Below are 19091 nucleotides of genomic sequence, written 5' to 3' on the forward strand. Positions count from 1 at the left end.
GCACCCAGAAAGCACCCGGGAATTCGCCCGGAGCTCCCCCGGAGCTGCCCGGCAATCCCTGTCGGAATCCCCGCCCGCGCACGTGCGAACATGTCAACGCGGGAGTCTGCCGTTAGCATGGAGTGTTGACAGTGTTGGCAGACGGCGCCGCCTCGGCGACCGGTGCAGCGGACCGAAGGAGGCAGGCCATGGGCGTACTCGACCGTTTCGAGAAGGGCATCGAGCGCGTCGTCAACGGTGCCTTCGCCAAGGCGTTCCGCGCCCAGGTCGAGCCCGTCGAGCTCGCCGGCGCGCTGCGCAAGGAGACTGACACCCACGCCGCCGTGGTGTCCCGCGGCCGCACGCTCACCGCCAACAGCTTCATCATCGAGCTCTCGCAGTCCGACCACGAGCGCCTCGAGCCGATCGAGTCCGAGCTCCGCGCCGACCTCCGGCAGGTCGTCGGCGACCACGCGATGGAGCAGGGATACAGCTTCATCGGCCCCGTCATCGTCACCTTCGAGGCCGCCGACGACCTCGACACCGGCATGTACCGGGTGCGCGCCTCGACCAGGCGCCCCGACGGCTCCCCGGCCGCGCAGCCCCAGAACCGCGGCGGCTACGACCCGCCCTCGCGCGCCAACCCGATCGTGCCCGAGGCCTACGTCCACGCCCACAGCGGGCAGCTCCGCGCCGCCGAGGCGCCCGCCCCCACTCCTCCCCCGCCGGTCCGCCGCTCCGAGGACCCGCGCCAGCCCGCCGTCGAGATCCGCGGCCGCCTCACCCACCTGCCCCAGGGCACCACGGTGTTCGGCCGCTCCTCCTCGAGCGCCGACATCGTCCTCGATGACCCCGGCGTGTCCCGCCGCCACTTCGAGATCGCCGTCTCCGGCGCACAGGCGACCGCCACGGACCTCGGCTCGACGAACGGCACCCTGGTCGACGGCCGCCGGATCACCTCGATGCCCCTGAGCGACGGCATCACCCTCACCGCCGGGGACACCGACGTGGTGTTCCGCGAGACGGAGACGGGAGGCCGATGAGCGAGTTCACCGTCATGGTCCTGCGCTTCGCGTTCTTCGCACTGCTGTGGATCTTCGTCTTCCTCGTCGCCGGAGTGCTGCGCCAGGACCTGTTCGGGCCCCGCCGCAGCAACCGCGTCGGCCGCCGCGGCCGCTCCCGGGGAGAGCGCGGGGCGGTCCCCGCAGGCGGGCCCCCGCCCGGCCGGGCCGCGCCGCAGCACGCACCCCCGTCCCGGGCCGCACCGCCGCAGCAGCAGGCACCGCCGGTCCCGCGCGCGCTCCACCTGACCTCCGGCGCCCTCGCCGGGATGGTGATCCCGCTCGGCGGCGGACCGATCACCCTGGGCCGCGCGGGCGGCAACACCGTCGTCCTCGAGGACGACTTCGCCTCGGGCCACCACGCACGGATCGTCCCGGATTCCGGCCACTGGTACGTCGAGGACCTCGGCTCGACCAACGGCACCTTCATCAACGGCCAGCGTCTGCACTCCCCGGTGCAGATGCGCATCGGCACCCCTGTCACCATCGGCCACACCACCCTGGAGCTTCGTCCGTGAGCAGCCTGGATTTCACGCTGCGGCACGCAGCCCGCTCCGACACCGGCCTGGTCCGCAAGAACAACCAGGACTCCGGATACGCCGGACCGGACTTCCTCCTCGTCGCCGACGGCATGGGCGGTCATGCCGGGGGCGATGTCGCCTCCGCGATCACTGTCGCCCGCCTGTCCGACCTCGACGCCCCCGGCCACGGCGGCGACGCCCTCGACGTCCTCCGCCAGGCGATCCTCGACGCGAACGAGCGGATCACCACCTGCGTCGCCGAGCAGCCCGAGCTCGCCGGCATGGGCACCACCGTCACCGCGCTCCTGCGCACCGGCGACCGGCTCGCGCTCGCCCACATCGGCGACTCCCGCGCCTACCTGCTGCGCGACGGCGAGCTCTCCCTCGTCACCCGCGACCACACCTTCGTCCAGATGCTCGTCGACGAGGGTCGGATCACGCCCGAGGAGGCCGAATCCCACCCTCAGCGCTCCGTCGTCATGCGCGTGCTCGGCGACGTCGGCTCGGCACCGGAGCTCGACCTGTCCTTCCGCGACACCCGGCTCGGCGACCGCTGGATGCTGTGCTCCGACGGGCTCACCGGCTTCGCCTCGATCGAGGACATCCAGGAGGCGCTCGCCGACATCGCGGATCCGGGCGCCTGCTGCGACCGGCTCGTCGACCTCGCCCTCGCCGGCGGCGGCGCCGACAACGTCACCGTGGTCATCGGCGATGTCGTCGCGCCCGAGGACGCCGCGGGAGCAGGAGCGGCGGCGCGCGGTCCGGGGGAGTCCGTGGGCTCCGTGCGCACCAACCCGCAGTACGCCCTGCTCGGCCGCACCGACACGCCCACCGAGCTCATCCCCACCGGCCCGCTCGACACGGTCGACGAATCCGCCGACACCCAGCAGCTCGACGTCGTCGACGCCGAGCGCACCACCCCGGACGAGGACGGCTCCCGGGACGAGCAGGGCAGCGGGGACGAGCACGGCAACCGCGGCCGAGGCGCCCCGGACTCCCGGGGTGCGCGCACCGGCGACACCCAGGAGATCCCGACCGACTCCGCCGGCACCGCCGCCGCGACAGCAGGCCCCGGAGCCGCGCACCGCGACAGCGCCGAGACCCGCGCCCAGCCGGGCGACGACCTCGACGGCTGGGGTGCCGAGGAGCGTCCGCGCCGGCGCCTGCTGCCCCTCCTCATCACCATCCTCGTGCTCGCCTCCGTCGCGATCGCCGGCGTCGTGGGCTGGAACTGGGTGCGCGGACAGTACTACGTCGGTGCGGAATCCGGCACGGTCGCGATCTACCGCGGCGTCGCGCAGACGCTGGGCCCGCTCGAGCTCAGCTCCCTCGACGAGACCACCGACATCCCGGTCGACGAGCTCTCCGCGTTCTCGCAGTCACGTCTCGAGGCGACGATCCCCGCCGGGGACCGCGCCGCCGCCGACCAGGTCGTCGAGACCCTGCGGGACGAGGCGGCGGCGAACGCGGCCACCGAGATGCAGGGCGGCGTCACTGACGCCCCGGTCTCCCCGGATCCCGCATCACCGGACCCCGCCTCGCCTGCACCCGCCCCGGCCGAGGAGCCGAACGCCGCGGGAGGCCCGTGATGACCTACGCCCCCGCCGTGGCCGAGCAGCGCGCCCCGGACGCCGCCGCGCGCTCCCAGGCCCCGCGCCCCTACCGGTTCGCGGAGCTCATGCTCACCGCCCTCGCCGTCGTGATCGCCGCCGGCGCCTACGCCCTCGTGGGGCTCGGCGCCGAGGACACGGTGCCGGCGAACGTCTACTGGTACACCGGTTGGCTCGCCGCACTCGGCCTCGGCCTCCACGTCCTCACGTGGTGGCGCGCCAAGTACGCCGACCCGGTGCTCGTCCCGCTCGCGATCCTCCTCAACGGGATCGGGCTGGCGATGATCTATCGGATCGACCTCGCCACGGAGTCCTCGACCGCGACCTCCCAGCTCGTCTGGATGACGCTCGGCTCGATCCTCGCCGGCGTCGTCATCGTGTTCCTCCGCGACCACCGGCTGCTCCGGCGCTTCACCTACACCTGCGGCTTCGCGGCGCTCGCGTTCCTGCTCCTGCCGCTCGTCCCGGGGCTCGGCACGACGATCAACGGCGCCCGGATCTGGATCAACGTCGGCCCGTTCTCGTTCCAGCCCGGCGAGATCGCCAAGATCCTCCTCGCCGTGTTCTTCGCCGGCTACCTCGTGAGCTTCCGCGACCAGCTCGTCCTCGCCGGGCCCAAGATCCTCGGCATCCGGTTCCCGCGCCTGCGCGACCTCGGACCGATCATCATCGCCTGGGTGGCGAGCGTCGGCATCCTCGTCCTCCAGCGCGATCTCGGCACCTCGCTCCTGTTCTTCGGACTGTTCGTCGCGATGCTCTACGTCGCCACCGGCAAGAAGACGTGGATCTTCCTGGGTCTCGGCATGTTCGCGCTCGGCGCCTTCGTCGCCGCGCAGATCTTCACCCACGTCCAGCAGCGCATCGACGGCTGGCTCGGCGCGCTCACCCGCGAGGAGTTCGAGAAGACCCCCGGCGGCTCCTACCAGCTGGTCCAGGGCCTGTTCGGCATGGCCTCCGGAGGGCTCACCGGCACCGGCCTCGGGGAGGGCCGGCCGAGCGTCGTGCCGTACGCGGAGTCCGACTTCATCTACGCCTCGCTCGGCGAGGAGCTGGGGATGGTGGGCCTGTTCGCGATCCTCATGCTCTACCTCATCCTGTTCCAGCGCGGCATGAAGATCGCCTCGAGCGTGCGCGACGGCTTCGGCAAGCTCCTCACCGTGGGCCTGACGTTCACCATCTGCCTCCAGTGCTTCATCGTCATCGGCGGCGTCACCCGGCTCATCCCGCTCACCGGCCTCACCACGCCGTTCCTCGCCGCCGGCGGCTCCTCGCTCATCGGCAGCTGGATCATCATCGGGCTGCTGCTGCGGATCTCCGACTACGCCCGCCGCCCCGCCGAGGAGTTCCAGACCGGAGTCCTCACCGTCCTCACCGACCCCGAGGAGCGCGCCGGGCAGCGCAGCCCGTCCCGCGGACTGCTCGGCGGCCGCCGGAACCGCGACGCCGCGGACCCGGCCGGCGCCGAGGCGGCCGACGGGCACCCCCGGGACCCCGAGGCCGAGGTCGCCACCACCGTCCACCCCGCGGCGGCACCCGACCCCGAGGCGGACGTCGCCACCACGGCCCACCGCACCGCCCCCGAGTACGGGGCCGAGCCCACGCCCGAGCACGGAGAGCCCGAGCACGGGGGTGACCGGCGATGAACAACCCGCTCAAGCACGTCGCCGTCGTCGGCTTCGTGATGTTCGCGCTGCTGTTCGGCTCGACGAGCTTCGTCCAGTACTTCCAGGCGCAGGCGCTGCGCGATCACGAGCTCAACACCCGCACCCTCGTCGAGGAGCTGTCGCGCGAGCGCGGGCCGATCCTCGTCGACGGCACCCCGGTCGCCTACTCCGTGCCCGTCGACGACACCTACGAGTACCAGCGCACCTACGGCGCAGACGGCATGCCGGCGGAGGTCTACGCCCCCGTCACCGGCTTCTTCTCCATCGTGTCCGGCGCCTCGGGCCTGGAGAAGACGGAGAACGGCCTGCTCGCCGGCACCGACGACGCCCTGTTCTACGACAAGATCTCCTCGATCTTCACCGGCAGCCAGCCCGCCGGAGCGGCGATCGAGATCACGCTCGACCCCGAGGCGCAGATGGCGGCCTGGAACGCGCTCGGCGGGCAGAAGGGCTCCGTCGTCGCGCTCGACCCGAAGACCGGCGACGTGCTCGCGATGGTGTCCTCGCCGGGCTGGAACCCCAACCCGATCGCCTCGCACGACCGCGATGAGGCCCTCAACGCCTACGAGCGCCTCATCGCCGACGACGACAACCCCGCCTACAACCGCGCGATCGGCGGCAACCTCTACCCGCCGGGCTCGACCTTCAAGCTCGTCACCGCCGCCGCCGCGCTCGAATCCGGCGAGTACACCCCGGACTCCCAGCTGTCCGGGCCGGCCACGCTCGACCTGCCCCAGACCACGGCGACGATCTCGAACTCCGGCGGCGGCGCGTGCGGCTCCGGTGGCACCGTCTCCCTGGCCGACTCCCTGAAGAACTCGTGCAACACCTCGTTCGCCGACCTCGGGATGACCCTGGGGTCGGACGCGATGAGCGAGCAGGCGCAGAAGTTCGGGTTCGGGGAGAGTTTCGACATCCCCCTCCAGGTCAGCGCCTCGAGCTTCCCCTCGGACACGAATCCCCCGCAGCTCGCCCAGTCATCGCTCGGCCAGTTCGAGGTCCGCGCCACGCCGCTCCAGATGGCGATGGTGTCCTCGGCGATCGCCAACGGAGGATCCCTCATGCACCCCCAGCTCATCGACCAGGTGCGCAATGCGCGCACGCTCGACCTCATCAGCGAGCCGAGCCCGCGCGAGTTCTCCCGGCCGATCAGCGGGGACACCGCGAGCGCGCTCACCGACATGATGGTCAGCGTGGTCGACGACGGCACCGGCACCGCGGCGCAGATCCCCGGGGTCGACGTGGCCGCCAAGACCGGCACCGCGCAGCACGCGCAGGGTGCCGCGCCCCACGCGTGGTTCACCTCCTTCGCCCCGGCCGACGACCCGCAGGTCGCCGTCGCCGTCGTGGTGGAGAGCGGCGGCAACGCCGGGAGCCAGGCCTCCGGCGGACGCGTGGCCGGACCGATTGCGAAAGCTGTGATGGAAGCGGTGATCAACGAATGAGACCAGGCGCAGGAACCATGCTCGGCGGCCGGTACGAGCTCACCAGCCGGATCGCGATCGGCGGGATGGGCGAGGTGTGGCGCGGGCGCGACACCGTGCTGGCGCGCGAGATCGCCGCGAAGATCATGAAGGAGGAGTACCTCTCCGACCAGACGTTCCTCGACCGGTTCCGAGCCGAGGCGCGCAGCATGGGAGCGGTCTCCGACCCCGGGATCGCCGGCGTGTTCGACTACGGCGAGGAGAACGGCTCGCCGTACCTCGTCATGGAGTACGTGCCCGGCGAGGCGCTGTCCGCGATCCTCGACCGCAACGGCGGGATGCCCGAGCGCGACGTGCTCGACGTCGGCGCGCAGGCCGCGCAGGCGCTCCACGCCGCCCACCGCTCCGGCGTGGTGCACCGCGACGTCAAGCCCGGCAACATCCTCATCACCCCGGACTTCCGGGTCAAGATCACCGATTTCGGGATCGCGCGGGTCGCCGACCAAGCGCCGCTGACCAAGACCGGGCAGGTCATGGGCACCGCCCAGTACCTCGCCCCGGAGCAGGCCACGGGCAAGGGCTCGATCCCGAAGTCCGACATCTACTCTCTCGGCATCATCATGTACGAGGCGCTCGCCGGCGTCCGCCCGTTCACCGGGGAGTCGCAGGTCGAGATCGCGATCGCACAGGTCAACCGCCACCACCCGCCGCTGCCGGACACCGTGTCGGAGCCGGTGCGCCGGCTCGTCGACGCGATGCTCGCCAAGAACCCCGACGACCGTCCCGACAGCGGCCAGGAGGTGGCGACCGCCGCCCGCGCACTGCTCGCCGGGGATGTCGCCGCCGCCGAGGCCGCCGTCCCGCAGATGGTGAGCGGGACTGCCGCGAGCGAGGCGGTGACCCGCGTCTTCAACCAGGGCGACTCCGCCACCCGCGTCATGCCCGCCGCCGGGGCTGCCGCCGCCGGCGCCGGCCTCGGCGCCGGGGCCGCCCACGCCGCGGGGAGCCCGCAGGGCGACTGGGCCGGCGACCCCGCGCAGACGGGAGCGCAGGGCTACTACGATCCGTTGATCGCGGCGAGCGCCCGGCAGCGCACCGACGAGCTCGCCCCGGAGGACGAGGAGCCCAAGAAGTCGAAGGCCCCCGCGATCGTCATCTCGATCCTCGTGGTCCTCGCGCTGCTCGGTCTCGGCTGGATCCTGTGGCTGTTCCTCGGCGGCGGCGACGCGGAGCCGGAGCCCACCGAGTCCTCGACCGCCTCCGCGGAGCCCACCGAGGACACGATCACCATCGACCCCGACGACTACATCGGGCAGAGCGAGAGCACCGCGACCCGCAATCTCGAGGACCTCGGGCTGAATGTCGAGACGGTCACCGTCGAGTCCTCGCGCTCCGAGGGCACCGTCGACGGAGTGCGCCGCGGCAACGACGGCTACGAGTTCTCCGCCGGCGACACCGTCACCCTCGAGATCTCCGGCGGCCCGGCCGAAGCGCCGGAGCCGGAGGAGCAGCCCACCCAGGACGCCCCCGAGCAGCCCACCCAGGCCCCGGATCGCCCCACCCAGGAGGCGCCTGCACCGGAGGAGGACACCGACCCCGGTGACGGCGGCGGCAACGGCGGCGGGAATGAGGGCGGCAACGGCGGCGGGAACGAAGGCGGCGGCAGCGGCAACGAGGGCGGCGGCAGCAGCGGCGGCGGTCAGGGCGATGACGACCCCGGTCTCGGCGGCGGCTCCGAGGGCAACCAGGGGAACCAGGGCCAGGGCCAGGGCCAGGGCCAGGGGAACCAGGGCCAGGGCACCTCGTTCGGTACCGGCGCGTTCGTCGACACCGTGACCGGCGGCGCCGGCACATCCCCGGCCGGCCTGCCCGGCCCCGCTGGAGGGGCCCGATGAACGACGTGCGGATGCTGTCCGGGCGCTACGAGGTCCGGGAGCTGCTGGGCCGCGGCGGGATGGCCGAGGTCCACGCGGGCATCGACACCCGCCTGGGTCGGCGCGTGGCGATCAAGCTGCTGCGCTCCGACCTCGCCCGCGACCCCTCGTTCCACGCCCGCCTCAAGCGCGAGGCGCAGTCCGCAGCGAGCCTCAACCACCCCGGGATCGTCGCCGTCTACGACTCCGGCGAGCAGGAGTTCGTCGAGTCCGGCGGGGATGTCGTCCACGTCCCCTTCATCGTCATGGAGTACGTCGAGGGCCTGACCCTGCGCCAGGTGCTCACCGAGCACGGCCGGCTCACGGTGCGCGAGGCGCTCGACGTCACCGCCGGTGTGCTCGCCCCGCTCGACTACAGCCACCGCAACGGGATCGTCCACCGCGACATCAAGCCCGGCAACGTCATGCTCACCCCCGAGGGCGACATCAAGGTCATGGACTTCGGGATCGCCCGTGCCCTCGAGGACACCGGCAGCCTGACCCAGACCCAGTCGGTCGTCGGCACCGCGCAGTACCTGTCGCCCGAGCAGGCGCGCGGCGAGATCGTCGACGCCCGCTCCGACCTCTACTCGACCGCCTGTCTCCTCTACGAGCTGCTCGTCGGCCGGCCGCCGTTCGTCGGCGACTCCCAGCTCGCGGTCGCCTACCAGCACGTCGGCGAGGACCCCAAGGCGCCCTCGCACCACGAGCCCGAGCTGCCCCCGGCCGTCGACCGGCTGCTCCTCCACGCCCTCCAGAAGGACCGGAACGACCGCTACCAGGACGCGCACACCTTCCGCGAGGACGTGCTCGCCGCCCGCGACGGGCGGCCGCTGAGCATCGACGGCGACGACGCCGCCACGCAGGCGTTCGGCGCCGTGCCCGGGGCGCTCGCCGGCGGAGCGGCCGGTGCCGCGCTCGGCGCCGGCGCCGCACCGGGGTACGCGAACCCGCCGACCGAGGCGACGATGGCGTACTCCCAGCTCGGCGAGCCCACACAGGCGATCGACCAGCCCCCGACCACCAATGCGGTGACCACCGTGCTGGAGGAGGACCGGGACGCGGAGCCGGAGCAGCGCAGCCGCACCTGGCTGTGGGTGGGCAGCGCGCTGCTCGTGCTCGTCCTCGCCGGCCTCGGCCTGTTCGTCTACACCATGTCCAAGGAGCCCGAGGTCGTCACCTTCGAGCTCGTCGACCTCAGCGACCGGCCCGCGGACGACGCCGAGCAGTACCTTCTCCAGGAGGGCCTGCGGGTCGACCAGGAGGAGACCGCCGACGACGAGATCGCCGAGGGCAACGTCGTGAGCACCGACCCGCCCGCCGGCTCCCAGGTCAGCGAGGGCGACCTCATCGTGCTCTACGTGTCGACCGGCCCGGACTCCGTCGAGGTGCCCGATGTCGCCGGCGACACCGAATCACTGGCACGCCAGCGGATCGGCGACACCGGCCTGACCGCCGGCAGCAACATCGACGAGAACTCCCCCGACGTCGCCGCTGGCACCGTCATCGAGACCCGGCCCGGCGCCGGCTCCACGGTCGCCAAGGACTCCACCGTCGACCTCGTGATCTCCACCGGCATGGTCGACGTCCCCGACGTCCTCGGCATGACCGAGGACGAGGCGTGCGAGACCCTCGAGGGCGAGGACTACCAGCTCGACTGCACCGTCGAGGAGTCGGAGACCGCCGACCACCCGGCCGGCGAGGTGTTCGAGCAGAGCACCGAGGGCGGCGGCGAGGTGAGCCAGGGTTCGGCGATCACCATCACCGTGGCCAAGGAGGCGCCCTCGCCCAGCCCGACGCCCGAGCCCACCGAGCCCACCGAGCCGTCCGCGCCCGAGGCGCCCTGGCCGACGATCCCGGCGCCCCCGGACGACGAGGGCGACAACCAGGGAGGCATCCAGGGCAACACCGGCACCGACAGCTCCTCGGAGCAGCCCGGCCGCCCCGACGAGGCCCGGGACCGTCCGGGTCACCGTGGGCGGGGATAGGGCCCGCCGACCGTGACGCTCACTCCCCCTCGATCCCCACACCCCGTTGAGCCCCCGGCCGCCCCCACGCCCGCAGGATCTCCTCCGCCCGGGTTCGCCGAGACGATGACCGGGCCGCTCGGCGTGCTCGGACCCGATTCGGATCCGGCGCCGCCGTGGATGCTCACGGTGCACCTCGACTCCGTCGTGTTCGACGCGGAGACCGTCTGGCAGCGGGTGGGCCGCGAGGTCCTCACCGACTGCGGATGCTCCACGATCGCCGCCGGGGCCCTGCCGGACCCCCTCGCGCTCGCGCTCGCCGCCGGGGACCTCGTCGACATCAGTGAGGCGCTCGCCCAGGTCATCGCGAACCGGACCGGGACGAGCACGACGAGCGCACTGCTGCGGATGCGGATCTTCCACCGGCTGTCCGCCACCGCGCGCGACGCCGAGCTCACCTGCCCCGGGGCGCGGGCGTTCCTCGCCCGCGCGGCCGCCACAGATGCCCGGCTCGCCTATCTCACCTCGATGCCCCGCAGCTGGGTGGAGGCGCTGAGCGAGCACCTGGCGCTGCCGCAGCCGCACGTGCTGCTCACCGCCGGGCAGGTCCGAAGGCGCCGCCCGCACCCGTACTCGCACCTGCTCGCCGCCCACCAGCTCGGCGTCCCGGCGCGGTTCGGGGTGGCGGTGGAATCCGGGTCGGACGGGATCACCGCGGCGCTGGATGCCGGGCTGCGGGTGGTGGCGGTCGTGCCGCCGGAGATGTCCGGGGGATCGGGGCGGCTCACGCTCGTCGGCGACCTCGCGGACGTCGACCTCGCCGCCGCCCGCGCCGCGATCCACGCTGACTGGGCCCGCGAACGGGCGGCGGCGACCCCGGGCTCACCGGATCGGTCCTGAGCGCACGCCGCGCAACTGTGGGGGTTCCGGCGAGGAATGGTGGTATCGACGCCACCACTCTCGGCGAAGAGCCCCACAGTCCGCTCAGGCCGATGAACGGTCGGGGCCGTCAATCGTGCCGCACCCCGTCGCCGAGGCGGCTCGCCTCAGTCGTGGAGGCCGGCCGAGGCGATCGGGGAGCGGCCGCGGGCGGTGAGCGCCGCCTCGGGCATGCCGCACTGCGCGAGGAAGTTCCCGAGCATCGGGTAGCCGTCCTCGGTGAGCACGGACTCGGGATGGAACTGCACCCCGGACAGCGGCGCGCTGCGGTGGGCGATGCCCATGACGACGCCGTCGGCGGTCTGCGCGGTCACCTCGAACACCTCCGTCGGCAGGGTCGCGTCGACGATCGCGAGCGAGTGGTAGCGGGTCGCGGTGAGCGGCGTCCGGCAGCCGGCGAAGATCCCCGTCCCGGTGTGGGTGAGCTGCGAGGTCTTGCCGTGCATGAGGGTCGGCGAGTGGTCGACGGTGGCCCCGAACACCTCGGCGAGGGTCTGGTGGCCCAGGCACACGCCGAACAGCGGCAGCTGAGCCTGGGCGCAGGCGCGCACCACGGCGGGGCAGATCCCGGACTCCGCCGGCACGCCGGGGCCCGGGGACAGCAGCACCCCGTCGTACTCTGCGAGCAGGGCGGGCACCTCGGCGTCGGTGACGTCGTCGTTGCGGATCACCGTGGTGTCCGCGCCGAGCTCCCGGAGGTAGCCCACCAGGGTGTAGACGAAGCTGTCGTAGTTGTCGACGACGAGGATCCGCGCGCTCACGCCCCGCCCCCGTCCTCGGTCACGGTCGCCTCGTTGAACGGCATGTAGGGCGCGACGACGGGGAACACGTACTCCATGAGCAGGTAGACGACCGCGGCGATGAGGAGCAGGCTCAGCAGCAGCTTGACGGCCCACGGGCCGGGCAGCGCGCGCCAGATGAGTCCGTACATCAGACCTCGCCCCCCGTCGCCTTCTCGAAGGCCGGGGAGTCCGCGAGGCTCTCCGGCACACCCTCGGCCGCGGGCTGCCAGTCGGTGAGCTCGGCGTAGGCGATGTAGCGCTCGCGGGCGGAGAACATCGGGTTGCACGCGGTGAGGGTCATGATCCGGTCCTTGCCCTTGAACTCCGGCATGTCCGGCACCGGGGCGAGCACCTCTGTGGCGTCGGGCAGCACGATGTCGAAGTTGCGGAAGGTGTAGGTGTAGAAGCCGTCGGCGGTCTGCACGATGATCTCGTCGCCGGGGCGCATCTCGGCGATGAGGTTGAGCGGCTTGCCGTAGGTCACGCGGTGGCCGGCGAGCGCGAAGTTCCCCACCTCGCCGGGCATCGCGGCGTTCGGGTAGCGGCCCAGACCCATCCGGTTGAGCACCGGCTCCATCGCCACGCCCTCGGCCATGGTGCGGTAGTAGTCCTCGCCGAAGCGCGGGATGTAGACGATCCCGAACGCCGAGTTCATGTCGACGGGCTCAGCGACGAAGGGGGTCTCCGGGTCCGGCGGCAGCTCGTTGCGCGGATTGTCCGCCCATTCGCTCGTGAGCTGGTCGGCGAGGTTGGCGTTGTCCTCGTTCGCTGCGATGTCCGTCCACCACAGCTGCCACACGACGAAGAGGATGAGGACGAGGCCGGCGGTGATGCACAGCTCGCCGAAGGTGCGCACTGTCCCGCGCACCACACCGAGCGGCTCGCGCTCGCCGGAGCCCCGTGCGGAGCGGCTGCGCTCACCGGGGCCCTCGTCGAGGTGCCCGGTGCCGTCGTCCGCCGGGTGCGGGTCCCGGCGGGTCGCGATGGGTTCGGCGAAGGCGGCGGCGACGGCGGAGCGCGGGTCGGAGTAGCGGACATCGGGCGCCGGGGCGCCGGGCGCTGGGGCGCCGGAATGGTGGCCACCGGACTGCGGGTGCCCGGACTGCGGAACGTGCGGCTGCGCGATGGTGGGGCGCGGCGTGCCGGACGGCGGCGCGCCCCACGACGAGGCTCCTCCGACCGGGCCGGACGGAGAATATCCGGACTGCCCGCCGGGGTGGCCGGCGCCGCGCCCGGTCGAGGTGCGCTGGGCGGGGCGGATCATCGGCCGGGGGCTCGCGGGGGCCGCGGGCTGCGCCGGGGCCTCTCCGGCCTCGGCCTGCGCCCGGGCTGCGGCTTCGCGCGCCTTGCGCTCCCGCCGCGTCAGGGGTTCGTCCACTACTGCTTCACCTTCGCCTGGTCCACCTCGAGGGAGTCCGCATACTCCGTCAGCGTGATCGGCCCCGACTCGACTTTCCAGCCCAATCCTAGACGCTCGGCGTAGGACCGGTAGACGGTCACCGCGGGAGACGCCTCGAGCGCTGCGCTGAGCGCCTCCTGGTCCCCGACCGCTTCGACGGTGTAGGGCGGGGAGAACACCCGGGCGTTGATCCGCAGGGTGTTGCCCACGCACTTGACCGAGGAGGTGGAGACGATGCGCTGGCCCTGCACGGAGATCCCCTCCGCCCCGCCGGCCCACAGCGCGTTGATGACCCCCTCGAGGTCCTGCTGGTGGATGATGAGGTCGTTCGCGGTGGCGCCGTCGATGCCCGCGGACTCCGGGGGTGCGTCGTCGAGCGTGACGGCGAGCCCCGGGCCGGTGGTCGCCGCGGTGGAGGCCTCCACGGCGAGCGCCTCGGCCGCGCTCTGCGCCTCCTCCACCCCGCTGTCGCCGCCCGCGGCACTCTTCTCGAGCTCCTCGATCGAGGCCCGCCGGTCGCTGATGAGCTGCTGGAGCTCCTCATTGCTCTGCGAGCGCTGTTCGACGATGTCGGACAGGGAGGAGGTCTCGTTGCGCAGCTGGGTGCCGTCGGCCACCCGGGCGGACGTCGTCATGAGGAGTCCGCACAGCACGAGGACGACGAAGACGGCGGTGCGCGCGGCCAGCGTGGTCATCGGTGAGCTTTCGGGATATGCGCGCGAACGGCGCGGACGAGTACACTTTGCATGATTGCCCTAGAACCAATGTACCGACCGGTGCCGGGGGTCCCCAAGTCGCACGCGCGTGCGCGGACCCGCCGCCGCCCAATGAGGAGTAACGTGGCCAAGCCGAGCCGTGCCAGCAAAGCTCACCGGACCTCGCGGAATTCCGCGGCGGACTCTGCGAAGCGACCCGCGGCGACCGAGCCGGAGAGCACCGGGACCGAGGTCACGGAGACCGAGGTGGCCTCGTCCGAGGTGACCGCTGATCCCGGCGAGACCGCTGCGGCCGACGATGTCGTCGTGACCGAGGACGTCGTGGTGACGGAGGACGAGGACCGCGCCGAGGAACTCGACGCGGACACCGAGGTCGACGCGGACACCGGCGGCGACGGCGACCCGACCACCGGGTCGACCGCCGCCGGTGCGAAGACCACGGGGAAGTCCGGGAAGACGACCGGTGCCAAGACGAGCACCGGCGCGAAGACCGGGGAGGCGACGACCGGCAGGAAGCCTGCCCGGAAGAAGACCTCGGCCAAGACCTCAGCAGAAGACTCTGCCGGCACGAAGAAGTCCGCGGCCGCGGCGGCGAAGACCTCGAAGACGGGTGCCGAGAGCTCGGCGAAGACCGGTGCGAAGTCCGGGAAGAAGTCCGGTGAGGACTCCCCCAAGCGCACCTCGCGCTCCGGCAACCCGGCCAAGCGCTCGACCTCCCGCAAGACCTCGACCTACACCTCGAGCGGGACGAGCCAGACGATCAAGCCGAACCCGCGCTGGTTCGCGCCGGTCATGGTCGGCATCCTGCTGCTCGGGCTCGCCTGGCTCGTCGTGTTCTACATCACCGGCGGCAGCTGGCCCGTCGAGGCCTGGGGCAACTGGAACCTCGTCGCCGGCTTCGCGATCCTCGTCTCCGGACTCATCATGTCGACCCGCTGGCGATGAGCTCCGGCTTCCGGCTGCTCGCTCAGCATCCGCTGCCGGTCCGACTGCTCGCACTGTTCGGGGGCCTCGCACTCTACGGCTTCTCCGGCGGCCTGATGATCGCCGCCGGCCTGGGCAACATGCCCTGGGACGTCCTCCACCAGGGCATCTCGCTCCACGTGCCGCTGACCATCGGCGTCGTCGGCATCATCGTGTCGATCCTCGTGCTCCTCACCTGGATCCCGCTGCGCCAGCGCCCCGGCCTCGGCACGATCTCCAACGCCCTGCTCGTCGGCGTGTTCATCGACCTCACGCTGCTCGTCGTCGACCGCCCGCAGGTGCTGTGGGCGCAGATCCTGCTCATGTGCGCCGGCATCGTGCTCAACGGGCTGGCCACGGTGCTCTACATCATCCCGAACTTCGGTCCCGGCCCCCGCGACGGTCTCATGACCGGTCTCGTGCAGCGCACCGGTGCTTCGGTCACGGTGGTCCGCTCCTGCATCGAGGTCGTCGTCATCGCCGTCGGCTGGCTGCTCGGCGGCGTGTTCTTCGTCGGCTCGGTGCTCTACGCCTTCGGGATCGGGCCCGTCACCCAGCTGTTCCTCCGCCTCGCCGCCCGCCTCCTCGGCCCGGCCGACCCGATGGCGAGCGAGCACACCTGACGCCTCCCGCCGGCGGCGAGACCCCGGGTGCCCGGGGCAGCGCGCCGATCGCCCAACTCGGCGGCGCACCGACAGCCCGACCCGGCGGCCCGCCGGTGACCCTCAGAACGTCGACAGCGCCGGCGGCAGCGACGCCACGGCGAGGAGCTTGAGCACGGTGAGCCCGGCGAGCACCGCGACCATGAGGAGCGCCGCGACCCCGAACACGAGCGGGCGGCGGCGCGGCGGCGGGAGCAGGGCGGCGCAGCCGAGCAGGAAGCCGGTGATGAGCCCACCGAGGTGCGACTCCCATGAGATGTTCGGCTCGACGAGCGGGATCGCGGCGTTGAGCGCGACGAGCGCGAGCACCCCGCCGAGGTTCCGGTCGAGCTCCCGGGTGGGGGTGAGGAGGGCGCCGACGAGCGCGAACACCGCCCCCGAGGCGCCCACGTGGAGGGCGAACCACGATGCCGGGCTCGTCGGGTCGGCGAGCACGAGCACGCACACCGCCCCGCCGAGCGCGCCGAGGACGTAGAGCACGGCGAAGCGCACGTGCCCGATCGCCCGTTCGAGGAAGCTGCCGAAGAAGAACAGCGCGAGCAGGTTGAAGCCGACGTGCAGCGGCGAGGGCTGGGAGTGGATGAAGGCGTGGGTGAGCATCCGCCACGGCTGCTCGGCGGCGAGCGCCGGCATGAAGCCGAACCGCTCGAGCAGACCGAGCGCCGGGATGTACTGGAGGAGGAAGACCGCGCCGATGAGCCCCATGAGCACGGGGGTGACGCGCGGGCGCGGGCCGGCGGGCACGGGCCGGTGGCCGGCGGGCACCTCGGCGGGTGCGGGGGTCCCGGGGGACGACGGGACCCCGGACGGCGCGCCTGCCGGCGTGCTGTCCGGGGTCTCCGGGGTGCTGCTGTGCTCGTCCTCCATCGGGGTGTCCCGGGTGACGCGGGGAGCTGCGGCCCTCGCCGCAGGTGTCCCGGCGGTCAGGAGGCGGGGAGGACCTCGACGGATTCGATGACGACGGGCTCGACGGGGCGGTCGCCCGGGCCCACCTGCACGCCCTCGATCGCGTCGACGACCTGCTTCGAGGCGTCGTCAGCGACCTCGCCGAAGATCGTGTGGTTGCCGTTGAGCCACGGGGTGGGCACGGTCGAGATGAAGAACTGCGAGCCGTTGGTGCCCTTGCCCATGCGCTTGCCGGCGTTCGCCATGGCCAGGAGGTAGGGGCGGTCGAACTGGAGCTCAGGGTGGATCTCGTCGTCGAAGGTGTAGCCCGGGCCGCCGGTGCCGGTGCCGAGCGGGCAGCCGCCCTGGATCATGAACTGGGGGATGATCCGGTGGAAGCCGAGGCCGTCGAAGAACGGACGGGAGACCTTGTCGCCGGTCTTGGGGTCCTCGAACTCGCGGGCGCCGGTGGCGAGCTCAGTGAAGTTCGCCACGGTCTTCGGCGCGTGGTTGCCGAAGAGGTTGAGAGTCACGTCGCCCTTGTTGGTGTGCAGGATCGCCTGCTGCGTTGCAATCGTCATGCCCCCATTGTTCCACGACGCGGGCCGGAGGCCGCTCCCGGATCCGGGTCACCGCACGCACCTCGGACCCGATCCTGTGCGAACGCCCAGGCAAAACGGGACGGCCCGACATCGCCGCTCGGTGGTGAGGCCCTAGAATGGAGGGGACGACACACGGTGAGCACTGCCGGACCCTGCGCGCGGCCAGCGCGCAGACGGCAGCACCGTTCGGATCAATCAACGGCTCCGCCGTATCGGAGGGTGAGATGTTCAAGCGCAAGACCCAGCCCAAGACCATCAAGGACGAAGTCGCCGACGTCGTGCACGCGGTGAGCGATGTGGTGCGCCAGGGCTCGGCCAACGCGATCGACGCCGCCGCGCCCCGCCTGCGCGACGCCTCGGTCAAGCTCCAGGACGCGGCCTCGCAGGTGCGCCCGCGCGTGGATCGCCTCAACGACCAGCTGCGCCCCCGGCTCGAGGAGCTCGGCAAGCAGGGCCGCTCGCAGTTCGACCACCTCTCCGCCGAAGGCCAGGCGCGCTTCGACGACGCCCGCCACCGGATCGCCGACGAGATCGCCCCGCAGGCCACCGAGCGCGCCGGGGCCGTGGCCGCGAGCGCGGCCGGCCTGCTCGCCACCGCGCAGACGCCCAAGTTCGTCGACGACCTCGCCGTCCGCGTGACCGGCGACAAGAAGGCCGTGAAGAAGGCCCGCAAGGCCCTGGCCCGGGCGAGCAAGGACATCACCAAGAGCACGCAGGCCAAGAAGTCCGGCGGCTTCGGCTCCGCGCTCGTGTGGATCCTCGCGATCGGCGGCCTCGCCGGCATCGCGTACTACGTGTGGAAGAAGGCGCAGCCGGTCGAGGACCCGTGGTCGACCCCGCTGCCGGCCAACCGTCCGGCCGACGCCCGCCCCGTGGGCTCGGTCCCGGCCTCGCAGCAGACCGCCGTCACCCCGACGGTGACCGAGGCCCCCGTCCCGGCCGCCAAGGCCGAGGCGAGCACCGACGTCACCGCCGACCCGGATTCCGCGGACGCGGACACGGTCGGCTCGGACACGGATTCCGACGCCCCGAAGCACTGAGGCCTCGACCAGGCGCAGGCCTCTCGGGCGTCTGAGGGCCTGAGGGCCTGAGGGCCTGAGGAGCAGTTGAGCGGATGCCCCGCGGTCGACGACCGCGGGGCATCCGCTATTCACTGTCCCGGGATGCGCCCGGGCGCCGGCGGCGTCGCCACCGGGACCGTCTGGGCGGGCGGGGCGGGTGCGCCGGGATCGACCGAGCGCGCGTAGAGCACCGCGGCGTTGTAGACCTTGGAGACGTAGTCGAGCGAGTTGTTGTAGCTGAGGACGGAACGCTCCCAGCCGGGTGCAGTCCCCATGTCGCCGGCCACACACAGGTAGGACGCAGTCGTCATCGCCGCGTCGTCGATATTGTTCGGGTCCTTGACCCCGTCGCCGTTGGCGTCGAGTCCGTGACGGTTCCAGCTGTCGGGGATGAATTGCATCGGTCCGACGGCCCGATCGTATTCGTCGTCGCCGTCGAGGCGTCCCTCGTCGGTGTCGTCGATCTGTGCGGCGCCCATGCCGTTGAGCTGCGCGCCGATGATCGGGGTGTCGAGGGTCCCGTCGGACTGCACGCTCGACCCCTCGTATCTCCCGTGGTTCGTCTCGACGGAGCCGATCGCGGCGATGGTGTTCCACCCCAGGCGGCACCCGTTGCGGTTCTTCTCCGCCCATACCCCGGCGGCGACGTACGCCTGCAGCACGCGCTCGGGGATCCCGGTGCTCTGCGCGGTGGATGCGAGCCACTCGGAGTCCACCGAACTCGCGTCCATGCTGTCCGCCGGTTCCGTGGGCCCGATAGGTCCCGCGGACGGTGCCGGCGGCGCTTGAGCGATCGGTGGCGGCGAAGCCGGGCTGTCCCCGGGCTCCGAGGCCACGCCGGGCTGTGAGGCGAGCCGGAGCATGAGAGCGGCGGAGCCGATCCCGAGGACGAGCGCGAGCACGCTGGCCACGGCGATGAAGATCTTGGTCGCCCGGGTCATCG

At 72.3% G+C, this 19091-nt stretch carries 18 protein-coding genes; 11 read left to right on the forward strand and 7 right to left on the reverse strand.

The window, feature by feature from the left end:
- Positions 1-188 precede the first annotated feature (188 nt).
- The 8 genes from MTQ12_RS10565 to MTQ12_RS10600 all read left to right on the forward strand — a co-directional run bounded on the left by MTQ12_RS10565 (position 189) and on the right by MTQ12_RS10600 (position 11039).
- Positions 189-1022: a DUF3662 and FHA domain-containing protein gene (locus MTQ12_RS10565; protein WP_247618589.1), complete on the forward strand. Its 834-nt coding sequence runs from the start codon at positions 189-191 to the stop codon at positions 1020-1022.
- On the forward strand, positions 1019-1558 hold the full coding sequence (locus tag MTQ12_RS10570; protein ID WP_247618590.1) for an FHA domain-containing protein: 540 nt from the start codon (positions 1019-1021) through the stop codon (positions 1556-1558). Before MTQ12_RS10565 ends, MTQ12_RS10570 begins: the two co-directional genes overlap by 4 nt.
- Complete coding sequence (locus MTQ12_RS10575; protein ID WP_247618591.1) at positions 1555-3150, forward strand: PP2C family serine/threonine-protein phosphatase; 1596 nt, start codon at positions 1555-1557, stop codon at positions 3148-3150. Before MTQ12_RS10570 ends, MTQ12_RS10575 begins: the two co-directional genes overlap by 4 nt.
- Complete coding sequence (locus tag MTQ12_RS10580; protein WP_247618592.1) at positions 3150-4814, forward strand: FtsW/RodA/SpoVE family cell cycle protein; 1665 nt, start codon at positions 3150-3152, stop codon at positions 4812-4814. The genes MTQ12_RS10575 and MTQ12_RS10580 overlap by 1 nt, the downstream gene beginning before the upstream one ends.
- A complete protein-coding gene (locus tag MTQ12_RS10585) occupies positions 4811-6280 on the forward strand; it encodes a penicillin-binding protein 2 (protein ID WP_137318461.1) in 1470 nt (489 codons plus the stop codon). The genes MTQ12_RS10580 and MTQ12_RS10585 overlap by 4 nt, the downstream gene beginning before the upstream one ends.
- A gap of 17 nt (positions 6281-6297) precedes the next feature.
- Complete coding sequence (locus MTQ12_RS10590) at positions 6298-8154, forward strand: serine/threonine-protein kinase (RefSeq protein ID WP_247618593.1); 1857 nt, start codon at positions 6298-6300, stop codon at positions 8152-8154.
- The gene (pknB, locus tag MTQ12_RS10595; protein WP_247618594.1) at positions 8151-10160 is read left to right on the forward strand and encodes a Stk1 family PASTA domain-containing Ser/Thr kinase; all 2010 of its coding nucleotides are present in this window, start codon (positions 8151-8153) and stop codon (positions 10158-10160) included. The genes MTQ12_RS10590 and pknB overlap by 4 nt, the downstream gene beginning before the upstream one ends.
- 105 nt (positions 10161-10265) lie before the next feature.
- Entirely contained in the window at positions 10266-11039 is a 774-nt protein-coding gene (locus tag MTQ12_RS10600; RefSeq protein WP_247618595.1) for a hypothetical protein, read from the forward strand.
- Positions 11040-11185: 146 nt separating this feature from the next.
- On the opposite strand, the gene MTQ12_RS10605 is transcribed toward MTQ12_RS10600, so the two are convergent.
- Genes MTQ12_RS10605 through MTQ12_RS10620 form a run of 4 tightly spaced genes read right to left on the reverse strand, consistent with a single transcriptional unit; the run spans position 11186 to position 13954 of the window.
- On the reverse strand, positions 11186-11839 hold the full coding sequence (locus MTQ12_RS10605) for a gamma-glutamyl-gamma-aminobutyrate hydrolase family protein (RefSeq protein WP_137318465.1): 654 nt from the start codon (positions 11837-11839) through the stop codon (positions 11186-11188).
- A complete protein-coding gene (locus tag MTQ12_RS10610) occupies positions 11836-12009 on the reverse strand; it encodes a hypothetical protein (protein ID WP_175406846.1) in 174 nt (57 codons plus the stop codon). Before MTQ12_RS10610 ends, MTQ12_RS10605 begins: the two co-directional genes overlap by 4 nt.
- Positions 12009-13238 carry a class E sortase gene (locus MTQ12_RS10615; protein WP_247618596.1) on the reverse strand — a complete coding sequence of 410 codons (1230 nt, stop codon included), beginning with the start codon at positions 13236-13238 and terminating at the stop codon, positions 12009-12011. Before MTQ12_RS10615 ends, MTQ12_RS10610 begins: the two co-directional genes overlap by 1 nt.
- On the reverse strand, positions 13238-13954 hold the full coding sequence (locus MTQ12_RS10620; RefSeq protein ID WP_247618597.1) for a DUF881 domain-containing protein: 717 nt from the start codon (positions 13952-13954) through the stop codon (positions 13238-13240). The genes MTQ12_RS10615 and MTQ12_RS10620 overlap by 1 nt, the downstream gene beginning before the upstream one ends.
- 144 nt (positions 13955-14098) lie before the next feature.
- Here MTQ12_RS10620 and MTQ12_RS10625 point away from each other — a divergent pair, with 144 nt between their 5' ends.
- Together MTQ12_RS10625 and MTQ12_RS10630 are read left to right on the forward strand one after the other, a co-directional pair.
- Positions 14099-14920 carry a cell division protein CrgA gene (locus MTQ12_RS10625; RefSeq protein ID WP_247618598.1) on the forward strand — a complete coding sequence of 274 codons (822 nt, stop codon included), beginning with the start codon at positions 14099-14101 and terminating at the stop codon, positions 14918-14920.
- Positions 14917-15561 (forward strand): hypothetical protein, encoded by a 645-nt coding sequence (locus MTQ12_RS10630; protein WP_137318469.1) that lies wholly within the window; start codon positions 14917-14919, stop codon positions 15559-15561. The genes MTQ12_RS10625 and MTQ12_RS10630 overlap by 4 nt, the downstream gene beginning before the upstream one ends.
- A 102-nt stretch (positions 15562-15663) precedes the next feature.
- On the opposite strand, the gene MTQ12_RS10635 is transcribed toward MTQ12_RS10630, so the two are convergent.
- Positions 15664-16467 (reverse strand): rhomboid family intramembrane serine protease, encoded by an 804-nt coding sequence (locus tag MTQ12_RS10635; RefSeq protein ID WP_247618599.1) that lies wholly within the window; start codon positions 16465-16467, stop codon positions 15664-15666.
- Between the two features lie 56 nt (positions 16468-16523).
- A complete protein-coding gene (locus tag MTQ12_RS10640; protein ID WP_247618600.1) occupies positions 16524-17066 on the reverse strand; it encodes a peptidylprolyl isomerase in 543 nt (180 codons plus the stop codon).
- A 245-nt stretch (positions 17067-17311) separates the two neighbouring features.
- Between MTQ12_RS10640 and MTQ12_RS10645 the strand changes: the two genes are divergently transcribed.
- The gene (locus MTQ12_RS10645) at positions 17312-18127 is read left to right on the forward strand and encodes a hypothetical protein (RefSeq protein WP_247618601.1); all 816 of its coding nucleotides are present in this window, start codon (positions 17312-17314) and stop codon (positions 18125-18127) included.
- A 110-nt stretch (positions 18128-18237) separates the two neighbouring features.
- On the opposite strand, the gene MTQ12_RS10650 is transcribed toward MTQ12_RS10645, so the two are convergent.
- Complete coding sequence (locus tag MTQ12_RS10650) at positions 18238-19089, reverse strand: lytic murein transglycosylase (RefSeq protein WP_247618602.1); 852 nt, start codon at positions 19087-19089, stop codon at positions 18238-18240.
- Between the last annotated feature and the right edge of the window lie 2 nt (positions 19090-19091).

The organism is Brevibacterium sp. R8603A2 (assembly GCF_023072605.1).
Taxonomy (GTDB): domain Bacteria; phylum Actinomycetota; class Actinomycetes; order Actinomycetales; family Brevibacteriaceae; genus Brevibacterium; species Brevibacterium pityocampae.

Coding starts and splice junctions, on each gene's coding strand:
- MTQ12_RS10585 (WP_137318461.1), top strand. CDS start 4,811: ATGAACAACCCGCTCAAGCACGTCGCCGTCGTCGGCTTCGTGATGTTC.
- MTQ12_RS10620 (WP_247618597.1), bottom strand. CDS start 13,954: ATGACCACGCTGGCCGCGCGCACCGCCGTCTTCGTCGTCCTCGTGCTG.
- MTQ12_RS10640 (WP_247618600.1), bottom strand. CDS start 17,066: ATGACGATTGCAACGCAGCAGGCGATCCTGCACACCAACAAGGGCGAC.
- MTQ12_RS10570 (WP_247618590.1), top strand. CDS start 1,019: ATGAGCGAGTTCACCGTCATGGTCCTGCGCTTCGCGTTCTTCGCACTG.
- MTQ12_RS10590 (WP_247618593.1), top strand. CDS start 6,298: ATGCTCGGCGGCCGGTACGAGCTCACCAGCCGGATCGCGATCGGCGGG.
- MTQ12_RS10565 (WP_247618589.1), top strand. CDS start 189: ATGGGCGTACTCGACCGTTTCGAGAAGGGCATCGAGCGCGTCGTCAAC.
- MTQ12_RS10580 (WP_247618592.1), top strand. CDS start 3,150: ATGACCTACGCCCCCGCCGTGGCCGAGCAGCGCGCCCCGGACGCCGCC.
- pknB (WP_247618594.1), top strand. CDS start 8,151: ATGAACGACGTGCGGATGCTGTCCGGGCGCTACGAGGTCCGGGAGCTG.
- MTQ12_RS10645 (WP_247618601.1), top strand. CDS start 17,312: ATGTTCAAGCGCAAGACCCAGCCCAAGACCATCAAGGACGAAGTCGCC.
- MTQ12_RS10630 (WP_137318469.1), top strand. CDS start 14,917: ATGAGCTCCGGCTTCCGGCTGCTCGCTCAGCATCCGCTGCCGGTCCGA.
- MTQ12_RS10600 (WP_247618595.1), top strand. CDS start 10,266: ATGACCGGGCCGCTCGGCGTGCTCGGACCCGATTCGGATCCGGCGCCG.
- MTQ12_RS10635 (WP_247618599.1), bottom strand. CDS start 16,467: ATGGAGGACGAGCACAGCAGCACCCCGGAGACCCCGGACAGCACGCCG.
- MTQ12_RS10610 (WP_175406846.1), bottom strand. CDS start 12,009: ATGTACGGACTCATCTGGCGCGCGCTGCCCGGCCCGTGGGCCGTCAAG.
- MTQ12_RS10650 (WP_247618602.1), bottom strand. CDS start 19,089: ATGACCCGGGCGACCAAGATCTTCATCGCCGTGGCCAGCGTGCTCGCG.